Consider the following 13,682-nt stretch of genomic DNA (forward strand, 5'->3'; position numbering starts at 1 on the left):
AGAGAAGTCACGCCACTCACAAGAGTTGATATTCCCATTATCGATGATGCAGTGCCGAGAGACACACCAATATCGCTGCTGATGAAAGAGGTCAAGTAAGGAAGTATCCCGCCCATTGAAAACCACAGGCCAAACTGTGAGATCATCACAAATACAATCTTCCTGTCAACTCTGAACCTCAAATCTTCTTCTTTGATGCCCACAGCAGAATCAACTATGTGGGACTCGGCTCGATAGAAGAAAAGCGGAACAACGAGAACTGCAGCGGCTATTGAAAAAACCACAAATGCTGTCTCCCCGCTTCTTGAAAGGGTGACTCCTATAAAGAGAGAGGAGAGAAAGGTGGCGATGTTCATAACACCCATCATGAATCCATAGTTTCTATCCTTTCTGCCGGGCTTACTTACGTTGCTGACAAGGGCAGAGTATGGAGTAAGAAGACTGAATATAGACATGGTGAAAACGACGGCCGCAATACCCAACAAGATTTCATTGCCTGTGCTGAGTATGAACATGCTTGCAATTGCGGTGATGAAAAGACCTTTAATGAAGGCAAGAAACTTTTTGCTCCGGTCACCAAGATAGCCGATAAGCATTCCAGTGAAGATCGTTATAATCATGCCCGCTGAAACCAGGTTTCCAGCGAGAGCAGTTGAGTGAAACTTGCCATTGAGATACGGTATTAGAACGAAATTGAAGATTCCGTAGATGATCCCCACAGAGGCACTTCCAGACAATAGTTTAATCATCTATATCACTTGTCTCCTTTACGTATCTCGCATGCTTCTCAAGATCAAGATCTTCATTTGCCTTCAGGACTCTCTGGGTTATGAAGTGAGGGATGTTGTTTGCATCACCCTGAAGAGAAGACAGTGCGCCAGCTATTGCTGCAATGGTATCGGTGTCCCCGCCTATCGAAGCGCCCATTCTTATTGCCAGCCAGACATCATCTCTGCAAAAAAGGCCGATGGCGATCGCTGCAACAGCTACGTCTACCGCCTCCATAGTCGTTCCAAACAGATAGTAGATTCTGTCGAGAAAATGGTCAGGCAATTCGCCACCGATGTGTTCTCTGATCACCGATAGCCTTTCGCCGGCCGAAGGTCCTACGAATTCTGCACAGGAGAGCTCTTCGCTTACTTTTGATCCTGTTATCGCGGCTTCGATAATCCCGTTGGCATTCAACCTCCTCGCAGCGTAGTAATAGGCAAATCCGACTGCCAGTGAAGCTTCGAGAGCAAGATTAGTATTATGAGTAGGTGCCGTGCAGTTTCTTATTACTTCGACAAGATGTTTCTCGCCTCTGTCTAGATTACACAGCACTGGAGCCAGCACTCTCATCGGGGCCCCGCTGGTTGTGCCAAGACTCTCGAAGTCCTGATTGCTCTTGAAGGCTTCGATAGCTCTCCTAGTGCTCGGTCCTATGTAACCTTTCGCGACAGGGTTGCACTCTTCCTCCCACCTGCAAAGAGCTTCCTTGACCGTCTCCTGTGAGAAATTTCTTTTCTCATTGTAGAGCTTTATCAAGTAAAGCACCTGCTCTGTGTCATCAGTTATCTGACCTCTTGTCAGGTTTTTGTGGATATATGAGTGTTCTGGTTCCAGCAAATCACTTACGAAGTCGAATCTGGTAGAGATTTGCCGGCGGGTCATGAATTCCGTTACCATTCCCATCGCATCTCCAACGGCAAATGCTTCAAGTGCCCTGAAAATCCTGTTCATTCTTCATCACGTCTTTTCACGCCAAGTCCTGCCCTTCCGTTTGTTTTCACTTCGATTCCCTTGGATGCTGAAAGATCCACCCTTGGATTGCCATCTATTACGCAGAAAGCATTGAAACCTGATAGTCGCACTGTATCCGCGCTGGCAAGGATAAACTGCTTGATCTCCGCAGAGATTGTCTCACCCGGTTCCAACATAGTTATTATCGGTCTGGAAGAAACAATCATTGCCGAGTTGCATAGGGAGTAAGGCAGCCAGCAAAAGAGGCCATTAATTGCCCTGTATGCATATAGAGATTTCATGTCTTCAGAGAACGGAGAGATAATTATTTGAGCGGGTTGAAACTGCGGCGAGACCTCTTCACCATTGATCTCCAATCTGCTTTCGGCTGAAGCAATTGATTTAGGTTCTCGAGGCGTTCTCTTGTTTTTGTAGAAGAAGTCTGAGGCGTCTATTGTGCATGTCTCTAAACCAACTGTCGAAATCAGTGTCTCGGAAATGACGATATCGTTGAATGCCGAACCCACGTACTTCTCTTCGAAGACATCGAGTCCCGTTACCCATATTGGCTCTATATTCAGGAAGTCGAATTCAAATATATCGCTGACCGATCTTAGAACTATGAAAGGTCCGCAATTTGCAGTTCCTAAAGCCAAACCTGCAACTGGTGCAAGCCTGCCGATCATACGCATACCCGCAACGATATCGGATGCAGTTCCGTCTCCCCCGATTGAGATCACAAGATCTGTCTCTGAAAGTACTTCGCCGGCGTATACGGTGTCCCTATAGTCGTTGAGTATTAGCTCCGACCCCACTACTTCTAGATCGAAATACTCTTTCAGGTGGAAATGAGTTGATCCGGTGCAGTAGAGATGCGTTCCCTGAAGCTTTGAGGCGAGAGCCTTCATGAGACCTCGATCATTCTCTAGCTTACCGGAGTTTGGATTGAATACTAATCCGATTCTCATATTACCTCTTCATTCGGAGTATTTGAAGAGCCGTACTCCTATCCGTTACGATTGAATTGATATACCCGGCCTTTATCGACGCATGAATCGCCTGAGCTTTCTCCTTGCCACCTGCAATACCGATTACCTCGGGTACTTCCTTTAGTTGATCAAGAGATATCCCGAGGATATTCTCATTCCCGGAAACGCAAGGCGCTCCGTCCGCGTTGAAGAATCTCGCCGCTATATCACCAACCGCCTCGTGTTTCATAAAGTTAGCAAGGAACTCCTTATCGTAGATGTTCTTGAACGCATTGGATAAAGATATGGGTTCACCTATCCCGACAATGGCGAGATCCAGCCTCTTCCACATCTCCGACATGAATCTTATCGAACTGTCTTCAAGCATCATGTTTAGAGTCTTCGAGTTTTCTATAAAGGCCGGAGCGAAAAGGTAGTAACGGTTACTGTGAAAGGAATTCGCGATCTTCTCGACTATTGAATTCATTTGATACTCGTGACGCAACTGGCCGACACCGCCGATTAAGGGTATGAATGTTGTGTTCGGAAGCTCCCCGTTGAACACGACTCTTTCAACTGTTTCGTATAGAGTTCGACCCCAGGAGATTCCCACAAGCTGTCCATTCTTCACGTAATCGGGGAGGAACTTCGCTGCAGACATCGCAATTGAAGTGATGGTTTCTCCATACGCTGCTTCGTCCGCAACGATGACGTTCTTCAGTCCGAATCTCTCTTTCATTTCTATTGAAATCTCTTCGAGATTCCCCACTTCTCCAGAATCAATCTCTATCCTGACGACTCCCTCACTTTTGGCTCTTGTTAGTAGCCTGCTGACCTGTGGCCTGGATATTCCGACAAGTTTTGCTATCTCACTCTGTGTCAAGTCTTCAAGATAATAGAGTTTGCATACCTTTATCATTGTGTCTCTATCGGCCATAAGCCCCCTCATCTTAAATCTTTCCTCCCTTCCACGAGGTTTGGCCCAATTACCGAAATCACTTCCGCAGCCTTCCTGTGAGCATGGTAGATGCTTTGGACCGGATCGCCAGTCTTCGTGAACTTCTCAATGAATCCTGCGGCAAAAGCGTCGCCGGCACCTGTAGTGTCCACGATTTTTACTCCAGTGTTCTCCACTTCAAATGAACGACGGCTCTTGTTTCCATCTATCCAGAGCGTCTCGGATGATCCTCTGGTTATGATTACGTTTGAGGTTATCTCATTTATCCTGTCTTGAATGATCTGCGCTTCACCCTCCGAGAGTATAGTGAAATCCGACAGACAGGATATCTCAATAACTGTATTTACGCCGAAATACAGACCACAGCCACCAGGGACATAGACCTTCAGAGATTCAGTGGCCTTTCGGAAAGCATCGACAGCTACTTCCTTGAAACTGTCAGCTACGCAAATCGCATCGTATCTCTTTTCATCGATTACGCCCTCAAAGAGAGCGTGGCCTCCAAGGGATATGATTCTTCTCTCTCCATGTGAATCTAACATTACTATAGTCTCAGCGCCAGGTCCATTCTCGATTTTGTAGCTTAGGTTAAGTTCCGAAGAAGAAAGCCTCTTGAGAATCCACTCCGAAGTTAAATCATTTCCCGTACCGAAGTAAAAGTCCGTTTCAACATGCCTGGAGAGATTCAGCGCAATATTTGCTCCCGATCCCCCGATGAAATTGTGTGTGTCTTTTGCAAATACCATGGAATCTCTTTCAGGATATGAATCGAGAATCAAGTACCTGTCGATCGAGGCAGCACCAATAACCGCAGTTCTCATTTGACAGCACCTCTCGTTAAGCCTCTGATTAGATACTTCTGCGAGAGAAGAAACAGGAGGATGGGAGGAAGAGCGGTAATGAGAGCTCCAGCCGAAAGCGCACCCCATTCAACGGCGCCTCCAGTTCCAACAAACCTTGAGAGAAATACAGGAAGGGTGTAATTCGCATTTTCTCTCATGATTACAAGCGCGAAGAAGAACTCATTCCACGAGAGAAGAAAGGCAAACGTTCCGACGGCAACAATCCCCGGAACGGCCATTGGCACGATTATCTTTCTCATTGCTTGAAAGCGAGTGCAGCCGTCTATCATTGCCGCTTCCTCAAGCGCCTGGGGAATTTCATCGAAGTACCCCTTTAGCAGCCAGCTGCAGAACGGGATAGTGAAGGTAGTATATAGAATAATCAAACCTAAGGGATTGTTCTGAAGAGAGTACCGGTTCAGAAGAGAAAAGAGGCCAATAATCATGAGAATTCCCGGAAAAGCCTGAGAAGCAAGCAACCAGAGTATTAAGGGATTCTTGCCCTTGAACTTGAATCTAGACATGGCGTAACCTGCAAGCGTTGTTATGACTATGCAAAGCAGAACGGTGACGAGGGTAACCGTCATGCTGTTAGCAAAGTTCCTGCCAAAACTGGTGTCCTGGAAAATCTTTGAGTAATTTTCGGTATATAACTTCTCAGGAAGCTTTAGGGGATTCTGATAAATATCCGTAGTCTCTCTGAAAGAGTTTAGTACTAGCATCAAGAGAGGAGAGAGGATCAGGAGAACCACGACAAAGGCAACGATGTTCATTGTTATTACTACGCTTCTCTTAGGCCTCATTTCTTACCTCCCTAATGTAAAAGGTCACTGGCAGAAGGAGAATGAGCAGACAGATTACGCCGATTGCAGAAGCATAACCCTGCTGGAAGTAGGCGAAAGCGTTCTGATAGGAGTACAGCGACAGCAACATTGAAGAGTTTCCAGGTCCACCGTTTGTCATTGAGTAGACGATATCGAACATGTTGAAAGTCCAAATAGTGTTCAAAGTAACAAGAATAAGGATCAAACTCTTCATTAGAGGCAGAGTGAGATGAAAGAACCTCTTCAATACTCCGGCACCGTCTATCTCGGCAGCCTCATAAACATCAGACGGAAGAGACTGCAGTCCCGCCAGAAGAGTCACAATAACGAATGGGAGGCCTATCCAGATGTTTGCGACTATACAGGCGAAGAGAGAATAGCCGGGCGTTACCAACCAGTTGGGAGGATTTGCAAATCCTAAAGCATTCAGAAAGGAATTCAGCGGTCCCATAACTCCGAAGATGTATCTCCAGATCAGCGCCGCGACAACGGGAGTTGTTGCCCAGGGAAGAAGGATGAGTGCTCTGTATAGACCTCTCAGCTTTATGTATGGAAGATTGAGTAACAGCGCTATCAGCATACCTATTGCAAGCTCAAATCCCACACATGCGGCCGACCATATGAAGTTGTTCTTCAGTCCGGTCCAGAAGAGGCTGTCAGACATCAGGTCCCTAAAATTCTCAAGGCCTGAAAAGTACTTTCCACCTCCGAAGACAGCATCGGAGAAGAAACTGTTGTATATCCCATTAACAAATGGATATACGCTTATGAGCGCTACTACGATCAATACAGGCAGAATATACGGCAGCGCCTTGGCCGTTTCGCTCTTTCTGATTTATCATCACTCCCGACAGTTACCGAGTGAATCGGTAGCATGTTTTTCACAGATTCCCAGTATCACCTAGTAATGGCAAATACAAGCTCTAAATGAGGAAACAATGAAAGGAGTCTCTCAAGAGAGCTTAGATCAAACAGTATACATAACCTCTGCAGAGTCCTTTCACTCTCCTCAAGCTACAACTGATTATTGAAGCCCGAGTTTCTTCAGCATCTTGTTTCCTTCAGTGACAGTATCCTTAAGGGCGGCATCGAGGCGCACGCTTCCGAGGATGACTTTTTCGAGATTCGGAACAAACAGCTTCCACTCGAAGGAGTAGAATCCGGGCATCCCCGGCTTCACGTTGTCCGAGTATTGGAGCCAGGCTTTTGCGATGTCCCATTCATTTTCTGGAGAGCTGAATCTCGGATCCTCGAGAGATGACTCTCTGACAGGGAAGAGATAGTCGCTGTAGCTTATCTCGGCTGAGTTTTCAGTATTTGTCATGAATTCTATGAAGGCAAAGGCCTCATCCTTGTGCTTGGACAGCTTCGAGATTCCGAAAGCCTGGGGGTCTGACGCATTGATTTTGTTGTCACCGTTCTTGACGAGAAGCATACCCCAGTTGAAGTTCTTGTTCTGAAGCAAGAACCGTCTGTTCCAGCAGCCGAAGGTAACCATTGCGTACTTTCCGTTTATGAATCCCTGCATTAAAGAGGTGTAGTCAATGCTTATAACATCTCTCGGCATCACCCTGTGTTCCGTTATTAGTGAAAGGTAGAATTCAATTGCTTCTTCTGCCCCCTTATTGATCTCGACCTTCCATTTATGATTGCTGTCCTTCGTAAGTATCGTTCCGTCTTTCTGAGCGATCAACGTCCAGTGAAACCTCTCCATTAGTGGAGCGAGGATTCCCCAGGTTATTACATTCCCGTTTTCATCTTTCTTTGTAACGCTTTGAGCAATATCGAGAAGCTGTTCCCACGAAATCATTCTGTCGAGAGGCAATCTTATTCCGCTTTCAACGAATATGTCTTTGTTGTAGAAGATTACCTGCGTTTCCTGACACCACGGAATACCATATAGATTGCCAGTGAAATCGTAGCAATCTTCGAATATGTGGGCGGGAATGTCTGCAATCATGTCGTCTGTGATGTAACTGTTGAGCGGTGCAGCGTATCCCATCATTCCATATTCTCGGAACTTCTCTGCATCAGTATGAAAGACATCAGGCGCATTTCCGCCTTGAAAACTAGTCAGCAGGTACTGGTCTGAAGACTCCCATGTACCCCAAATGATATTGACCTGAATGTCTGGATTCTCCATGTTCCAGATATCGACAAGATCGTATATTTTGTCGACCGCTGCTGGTTGCCAGGCTAGACAGTAAAAGTCCAGGGTAACGGCGAAGACCGCCGCGGTGATTATTAGAAGTAATGAAACGACTGATATCTTCTTCATTCAAATCCCTCCTAGTTTGAGACCTTAACGACAATCTTGGCTTTTGTCTTGTCTGTAGCATCTTCGAAAGCTTCGACAATGTTCTCGAGGTCCCATACTTTGGAAATCAGTTTAGAGAAAGAATTTGGATCACTCGTGATGAAGCCGAAGGCCTTCTTGAAATCCTTCTCGGAGAAACCAAAAGTGCCGACGAGGTCTACCTCTTTATAGTGAATGAAGTAAGGATCTATCTCCAGGACCGTGTCTCTTGACATTCCGCCAAACAGTTCAAATGTTCCGCCCGGATGGACGAAAGGCAGAAGCTGATTGACAAGTTCCTTTTTATCATTTGCAAGGATAATTGAATCGAAGCGAGAACCACTGTTCTTGAAGCTTTCAAAACCAGACTCACTGAAGTCTATCGTTTTGAGGCCGCAATTTTCAGCCATAGATAGTCTGTTCTCATCTATATCAGAAATGTATGTCTCGCATCTCATGTTCTTCAGAGCATTTCCAAGAAGCAACCCCATGGGCCCGCTTCCAACGACCAGGACCCTGTCTTCAGGTTTTATTCTTGCCTTGTCAATGCCATGAATGGCACAGGCAAGCGGTTCTGTAAGGGTCGCGGTACTTTCAGGAACATTATCGGGTATCTTCAGAGTTGCCCTTTCCAGGATCTCCGACGGCACTTTCACATACTCTGTAAAGGCCCCTTCGACCCAGAATTTCTTTGAACAGAGTTCGGGAACTCCCTTTTGACACATCTCACATTTACCGCACTCTATGTAGGGGGCAATAACATATCTGGAATCACCGAAATCGCGATCTACCGATGCGCCTTTTTCAACAACCCTTCCCGTGAATTCATGCCCTAGAATGCAAGGCGGTTTGAACATGTGGTGCCCTTTGTTGAATGTCTTGATATCGGTGCCGCAGACACCGACCATCCCTATCTTGACAAGGCCCTCGTTTGCCTGAATCGCGGGAGTATCTATATCTTCGATTTCGATCTTTCCGATGCCCTTGTAAATTGCCACTTTCAAACCAGCCACCTCTTCTCACAGATAATGGGGGAGTTGCCTCCCCCATTAAGAAAATCACATCTCAACCCTGACTTCGATAACGTACCATGCCCAGTTATCTGATGGATACTTGTCGGTGATTTCAGGGAAGTCGTTGATCGGATATGCAAGCTTTATGGGGCCGCCCTGGCTCGCAGGAAGAGCCCTCAAACTTTCGCCCGATCTGGTTGAGTGAGTCAGCATTATCGGATACTTCAAAGCATCTTCGTAAGCTACTGCAAATTCCTTTTCGTCGGAGCAGACCATCACGACGTTTTTCGCGCCCGAAGGAACCCCTACGAACTTAAGCAGATCGGCGAGAGTCACTCCAACATATGTTTTGTCACCCATCCATGGATCGGTGACAAAGAACTCGGTTTGGGGCAGTTCTTTGAACTCGTCAAGTGTGAGTTGCCAGACGCCTTCCTCATTTCTCAGTGCGATCACGCCACTCATCTTGAGAACGGGATTTGCGATCGCCGCGGTCGAAATGAGAAGCATTGCCGCAAGAACAACCAGTAAGGTTTTCTTCATACTTATTTCCCCTCCTTATTCTTCCTGAACAATTCCCTCGGCCACCAACAGCTTCAGTGGATCGACTACTCTCTCACTGTTTCTGAATATCCCGAAAAGAGAGTACTTCTCATCTTTGGAAATGGCAAATGGAATGTCCAGATTGGTTATTTGGACCATGAAAGTGTCGCTACCATCGTTGAATGTGTAGGTTGTACCCCACTGACCGGTATTGGAGCAATTCGAGACGAGCACGAGAGCTCCTTCGAAGTATTCTGGACTGGTTTTCATAGACTTGATATCTACCGGAGCGCTTCTAACGAAGAGCTTCTTTTTGAATTCTCTATCTCCAGAACGAACAACTATCTCATTCAGGCCATCGTCACAGGAAGAAAGATTGATGTTGAAGTAGTACTCACTCCAGAATCTCATCTCTCTCTTCAAAACATCGCATTCGACGACACGATCATTGAGAAGTACTTCAATATCTTCCGATACTGAAGGAAATGTGCAGAATCGGATATACTCCACTCCGGAATAGGGAGCCTCTCTGCTCATGTCGAACCACCCGGAATAGTTGTCTGTAAGAGTTACGAAGCAGTAATTCAAATCGCTTCTCTTCATTTCGAAAAGCGTGAATCCATATTCGTCACCCGTTGGGGAAGGGCCTTCCCACCACGCTCCCGATACAGCGCCGCAGGTTAGCTCGACAAATGGAGCGTCGAAGAACTCAATCATTGTGTGCTTGTGACCGGTGATGTGATATGAACATTCATCGGCAAAAATCTGCATCAGTTCGTAGTAGTTATCGGTCTTGGCTAGACTGAACACCGGTTCATGAGAAAAGATCAATATTCTAGTATTATTGGGAACTAGCTCAATGTCCCTTTTCAACCATTCAAGTTGAGCAGAATCGACTTCATAAACGAATCCGCCTTCGACTATGTTGTGAGTGTTAAGAACTATACAGTGTGTTTCAAAGCTGTTGAAAGAGTAATACTCGGGTCCGTATACGTTGTGAAAAATGTCGTACGGATCTTCCTTCTTCTTGTTTGTCTCATGATTTCCGACTGAGTAGTAAACTGGGATGTCTCCGACCGTGAGATAGTCTTTCACTTTAGTAGCCCATCTTGTTGCAGTCTCATCGTCGATGTCCTTTATGCTTGCTCCCATGTCGCCGTTGCAAACGATGAAATCGGGACTAATTGTCTCAAGAATCGAAACAAGTTTGGCCATGTATTCATCTGGGTTGTCGATCATCTCTCTGTCGCCCAGGGACTCATAGAAGAGATCAGGATCATCGGCATAGTGAATGTCGTTGACAACGGCGAAGACGCCGTTCTCCACAACCGGTATAAGTAAGAAGTCGTGATTTTCGACTCCTCTAGCATACCACTCGCTGCATAAATAACCATCTGGTTTGATCAGGAATACAAAGCCGTTCGAATCAGAGATGTCGTAGACCCCGTCACTGTCTGAAGATACTATCTCGATTCCGTTCGAAACAAGACAACCCTGAACAACCTGATCCCCTGAGTCGAGTACTCCGTTTGAATTAAGGTCGACAAAGACATGCCCTTCAATCCCGATAACCAAGCTAATAACAAGCAATACGAAAACCAACAAGAGTGTCTTTTTCATAGACGCCACCTCATATCGGACTAGCCGTGGACCGTTTTCAGCAGCTTTCTTACGTATCCGGTCTGGTCGTCGGCCTGGAAAACATTTCTTCCGTAAGCTACTCCCATCGCGCCAAGCTCAAGAGCCTCCTTTGCCATTTCAAAGGCATCCTTTCCCTTTGGTCCGCCGGCAATCACGACCGGCACCGGAACTGATTCCAGGACCTTAGAAAAAGACTCAAAGCCCGTGTAATAAACCTTTATCAAATCGGCGCCGAGTTCATAGGCGACCCTGGCTCCGAGTGAAATATATTCGGGGTCAGTGAAGTGATCCATGGCCTGCGGAAGCATTTCAGCAATAAGCGGCATTCCCAGTCTGCTGCATTGCTCAGCCACCCTGCCAATAATCTCCAGCGATGCATTTTCGCCGTCGCCTCCTATGAATCCCATCACAACGACTCCGTCTGCTCCTATTGATAGTGCATGTTCGACGGAAGTAGTAATTCTGTGGTAGTCAAACATCGTGGAGTAGTTAGTAGATGCGCCCGTTATTCTGCATAGAATCGAAACCTTTCCTCCAAGCAGATCTCCGTTCTTTTCGATAACGCCCGGATTAAGGATCAGTGCATCGGGCTGGCCGACAATAATATTGCTCAGAGTCTTTCTGATATCCCTGATGCCTTCTATTGGACCCTGAAACTGTCCGTGATCCATCGCTACGATTACCGTCTTTCCGTCTTCTTTAATTATCCGGTTCATTCTAATCAATTTTCCCGTCATGATATCTCTCCTATCATTTGTTCAGAACATATGTGCCTAGATTATAGTACATTCTTTCCGAAAAACAAAACCAAGCAAAGACCATGAGGTGCTATCAGGGAGGAGTGATGAGCGAATATTTCTTTCTTCATTTGGACCTGGTGTAGAGATGCTCCCGTTCAATTTCCGTTCTTTTCAGTTGATACGTCGAAAACATCCTCGGCGAACTGCAAAACTGATGCTTTCAGAGGCGGTTACAAAAAGGCATGAAGGTCATTGCAAAAAGCCTTTATGGCTTTGTTCTACAGATTCTGAAGCCGAGATTTGTAATGGTGTGATCCGGCAGACCTTTCGATCTCACATCGATGCTTACACCAACGGGACAGTCTATCCAGCTTCCTCCTCGCTTCACTCTGTATGCTGAAAAGGTGTCTGTATAGGGATTTATCTCTTCCGAGACGGAGTAGTTGATGTGATAGTCGCTTACCCATTCCCAGACGTTTCCAGACATATCGTATATTCCCAGTTCGTTCGGCGCTTTCGTCCCCACAGGATGGGTCATATTCCCGGAGTTCGACTTATACCAAGCTACTGAGTCAACCGAGTTTCCTCCCGATCTAGTATAGCCTTTGCTCAAGCTTCCGCCTCTTGCTGCAAATTCCCATTCTGCATCCGTTGGAAGCCTGTAACCCTCAACTTCTGAGGGATCTGAGGTCTTGTTGCCCGTTCCGTCAAGCAGATTGCCCTCAAAGTCGTAGGCAAGGGGCAACCCTTCCTTAAGGCTAAGCCAGTTGCAGTAATCAATTGCGTCCCACCAGCTCACATTGATTACAGGTCTAGACCCTCTTCCCCAACCCGCATCTTCTTGAAGTTTCCTTCCAGTCTCTGCGCTGAAAAAATCGTACTGGTCGAAGGTTACTTCGAACTTTCCGATGTAGTAATCGTAATTCAGATTGATCTGTCTTACAGGTTCAATATCCACGCCTTCCTCTCTCCAGGTGGTTCCCATGAGAAAGCTTCCGCCGTTGACAAGAATCTGTTCCGGAGCTGAGGCAAAGAGCGAAGAAACTAGAAGAAATATGGCAATCAGTGAAAGCAATCTGCGCATAGAGAGGTCCTCCATTGATGATAGTCTCCAAAAACAAATCACTGTCGAGACCAGCGATGATTTCACTTTCACAACAAGTATATCAGTCGAGAAGACGCGGAGAGCTTTTTGAAAGGCCCGAACTGTTAGCACTGTCGGGTACCATACATGGGAATTTATGCGTTTTCGGCAGGCGTTGTCTCGGTTTAGAGGGAGACTCTAGTTTTCTCAAAACCAATAACTTCTGCCTCTGTAAAAGGAATATCTTCAAAATGAGGTTCTGTGAGAAATCTGCTTGAACTGATTAGTAAATCGTATGAAGTCAAATTTGGCCGGCAGTTGTGATTTTGATATGCACACACGGATAGTGATCATTCGTCATTAGAAACAAGAAGCGAGATCAGCTACCAACCTCTCTATCTTTCTCCCTCGACCAAAGCTCCACCATCCAACACTGGCCTCTCCGCAGATCTCTGCCCCTTTCTCTTTACAGATTTTCTTCATGTATGCAAGCGTCTGTCTCCTTCCCAAAGCTGCCGGGAAGAGACCCGTTGCCATAAGGGCAACCTTCTTTCCTTCGAGTGACTTCACTTTGGCAAGATAGCTCTTCATAGTATCTGCGGGTGCTCCACCATTCACTGGAGAGCAAAAGACAAGCCCCTCATATCTTTCGAGATCGGGAGTCTCAGATCTCAGCCTTATCACAGATGCTTCTTTCCCTGCAGAGATCAGCTTATCTCTCAGTTTCTCGGCAACGTACAGTGTATTTCCGGTCTTCGAATAGGCGATTATTCCGATTCTCACAACTATCACCTCTCTTTCTGGTTAACGTTCTCTCTACTTTCAGCATTCCATATATTTTCAATTGGTTCTCTCTCAAAATCCAGATGCATGTGCGACGTATTGGCCCAATCGTCTAGTTCGAGGGAAAGTGAGCCGTTATCTATTTGAGCTTTCACAGTTGTAATTGCACAGTTTGTTATCGAAATGCCTGATCTCGAGAAAAAACTCCTGGGGTCGATCCCGTTGCAGACGAAGGGAAGTGTCATTGACAGAAAGCCTCCGTGACTTA

The 13,682-nt window shown here is 46.2% G+C and carries 15 protein-coding genes; all 15 read right to left on the reverse strand.

Annotated features, from left to right (window positions below; all coding sequences use genetic code 11):
• On the reverse strand, positions 1-749 hold a 749-nt coding region (locus ENN47_00305; protein HDP76632.1), incomplete at its 3' end, for an MFS transporter.
• Positions 742-1,722: a hypothetical protein gene (locus ENN47_00310; protein ID HDP76633.1), complete on the reverse strand. Its 981-nt coding sequence runs from the start codon at positions 1,720-1,722 to the stop codon at positions 742-744. The genes ENN47_00310 and ENN47_00305, both read right to left, overlap by 8 nt.
• Positions 1,719-2,690 carry a hypothetical protein gene (locus ENN47_00315; GenBank protein ID HDP76634.1) on the reverse strand — a complete coding sequence of 324 codons (972 nt, stop codon included), beginning with the start codon at positions 2,688-2,690 and terminating at the stop codon, positions 1,719-1,721. The genes ENN47_00310 and ENN47_00315 overlap by 4 nt, the downstream gene beginning before the upstream one ends.
• Position 2,691: 1 nt before the next feature.
• A complete protein-coding gene (locus ENN47_00320; GenBank protein ID HDP76635.1) occupies positions 2,692-3,639 on the reverse strand; it encodes a sugar-binding transcriptional regulator in 948 nt (315 codons plus the stop codon).
• Positions 3,636-4,577 (reverse strand): carbohydrate kinase family protein, encoded by a 942-nt coding sequence (locus ENN47_00325; GenBank protein HDP76636.1) that lies wholly within the window; start codon positions 4,575-4,577, stop codon positions 3,636-3,638. Before ENN47_00325 ends, ENN47_00320 begins: the two co-directional genes overlap by 4 nt.
• On the reverse strand, positions 4,466-5,293 hold the full coding sequence (locus tag ENN47_00330) for a carbohydrate ABC transporter permease (protein ID HDP76637.1): 828 nt from the start codon (positions 5,291-5,293) through the stop codon (positions 4,466-4,468). The genes ENN47_00325 and ENN47_00330 overlap by 112 nt, the downstream gene beginning before the upstream one ends.
• Positions 5,283-6,101 (reverse strand): sugar ABC transporter permease, encoded by an 819-nt coding sequence (locus ENN47_00335; protein HDP76638.1) that lies wholly within the window; start codon positions 6,099-6,101, stop codon positions 5,283-5,285. Before ENN47_00335 ends, ENN47_00330 begins: the two co-directional genes overlap by 11 nt.
• A 237-nt stretch (positions 6,102-6,338) precedes the next feature.
• Positions 6,339-7,592, reverse strand: a complete 1,254-nt coding sequence (locus ENN47_00340; GenBank protein HDP76639.1) for a sugar ABC transporter substrate-binding protein — start codon at positions 7,590-7,592, stop codon at positions 6,339-6,341.
• Positions 7,593-7,603: 11 nt separating this feature from the next.
• Positions 7,604-8,614, reverse strand: a complete 1,011-nt coding sequence (locus ENN47_00345) for a hypothetical protein (protein ID HDP76640.1) — start codon at positions 8,612-8,614, stop codon at positions 7,604-7,606.
• 54 nt (positions 8,615-8,668) lie between these two features.
• On the reverse strand, positions 8,669-9,166 hold the full coding sequence (locus ENN47_00350) for a hypothetical protein (protein ID HDP76641.1): 498 nt from the start codon (positions 9,164-9,166) through the stop codon (positions 8,669-8,671).
• A 15-nt stretch (positions 9,167-9,181) separates the two neighbouring features.
• Positions 9,182-10,786, reverse strand: coding sequence for a hypothetical protein (locus ENN47_00355; GenBank protein ID HDP76642.1), 1,605 nt, complete (start codon positions 10,784-10,786; stop codon positions 9,182-9,184).
• A 20-nt stretch (positions 10,787-10,806) separates the two neighbouring features.
• Positions 10,807-11,544 carry a fructose-bisphosphate aldolase gene (locus ENN47_00360; GenBank protein HDP76643.1) on the reverse strand — a complete coding sequence of 246 codons (738 nt, stop codon included), beginning with the start codon at positions 11,542-11,544 and terminating at the stop codon, positions 10,807-10,809.
• A 268-nt stretch (positions 11,545-11,812) separates the two neighbouring features.
• Positions 11,813-12,631 carry a formylglycine-generating enzyme family protein gene (locus ENN47_00365; GenBank protein HDP76644.1) on the reverse strand — a complete coding sequence of 273 codons (819 nt, stop codon included), beginning with the start codon at positions 12,629-12,631 and terminating at the stop codon, positions 11,813-11,815.
• A gap of 360 nt (positions 12,632-12,991) precedes the next feature.
• Positions 12,992-13,414 carry a flavodoxin/nitric oxide synthase gene (locus ENN47_00370; GenBank protein ID HDP76645.1) on the reverse strand — a complete coding sequence of 141 codons (423 nt, stop codon included), beginning with the start codon at positions 13,412-13,414 and terminating at the stop codon, positions 12,992-12,994.
• Between the two features lie 5 nt (positions 13,415-13,419).
• Positions 13,420-13,682, reverse strand: a 263-nt coding sequence (locus tag ENN47_00375) for a hypothetical protein (GenBank protein ID HDP76646.1), incomplete at its 5' end; no start/stop codon positions are given.

It is taken from the genome of Mesotoga infera (genome assembly GCA_011045915.1).
Classification (GTDB): Bacteria; Thermotogota; Thermotogae; order Petrotogales; family Kosmotogaceae; genus Mesotoga; species Mesotoga infera_D.

Coding starts and splice junctions, on each gene's coding strand:
- ENN47_00320 (HDP76635.1), bottom strand. CDS start 3,639: ATGAGGGGGCTTATGGCCGATAGAGACACAATGATAAAGGTATGCAAA.
- ENN47_00350 (HDP76641.1), bottom strand. CDS start 9,166: ATGAAGAAAACCTTACTGGTTGTTCTTGCGGCAATGCTTCTCATTTCG.
- ENN47_00315 (HDP76634.1), bottom strand. CDS start 2,690: ATGAGAATCGGATTAGTATTCAATCCAAACTCCGGTAAGCTAGAGAAT.
- ENN47_00330 (HDP76637.1), bottom strand. CDS start 5,293: ATGAGGCCTAAGAGAAGCGTAGTAATAACAATGAACATCGTTGCCTTT.
- ENN47_00310 (HDP76633.1), bottom strand. CDS start 1,722: ATGAACAGGATTTTCAGGGCACTTGAAGCATTTGCCGTTGGAGATGCG.
- ENN47_00340 (HDP76639.1), bottom strand. CDS start 7,592: ATGAAGAAGATATCAGTCGTTTCATTACTTCTAATAATCACCGCGGCG.
- ENN47_00360 (HDP76643.1), bottom strand. CDS start 11,544: ATGACGGGAAAATTGATTAGAATGAACCGGATAATTAAAGAAGACGGA.
- ENN47_00365 (HDP76644.1), bottom strand. CDS start 12,631: ATGCGCAGATTGCTTTCACTGATTGCCATATTTCTTCTAGTTTCTTCG.
- ENN47_00355 (HDP76642.1), bottom strand. CDS start 10,786: ATGAAAAAGACACTCTTGTTGGTTTTCGTATTGCTTGTTATTAGCTTG.
- ENN47_00325 (HDP76636.1), bottom strand. CDS start 4,577: ATGGGGTGCGCTTTCGGCTGGAGCTCTCATTACCGCTCTTCCTCCCAT.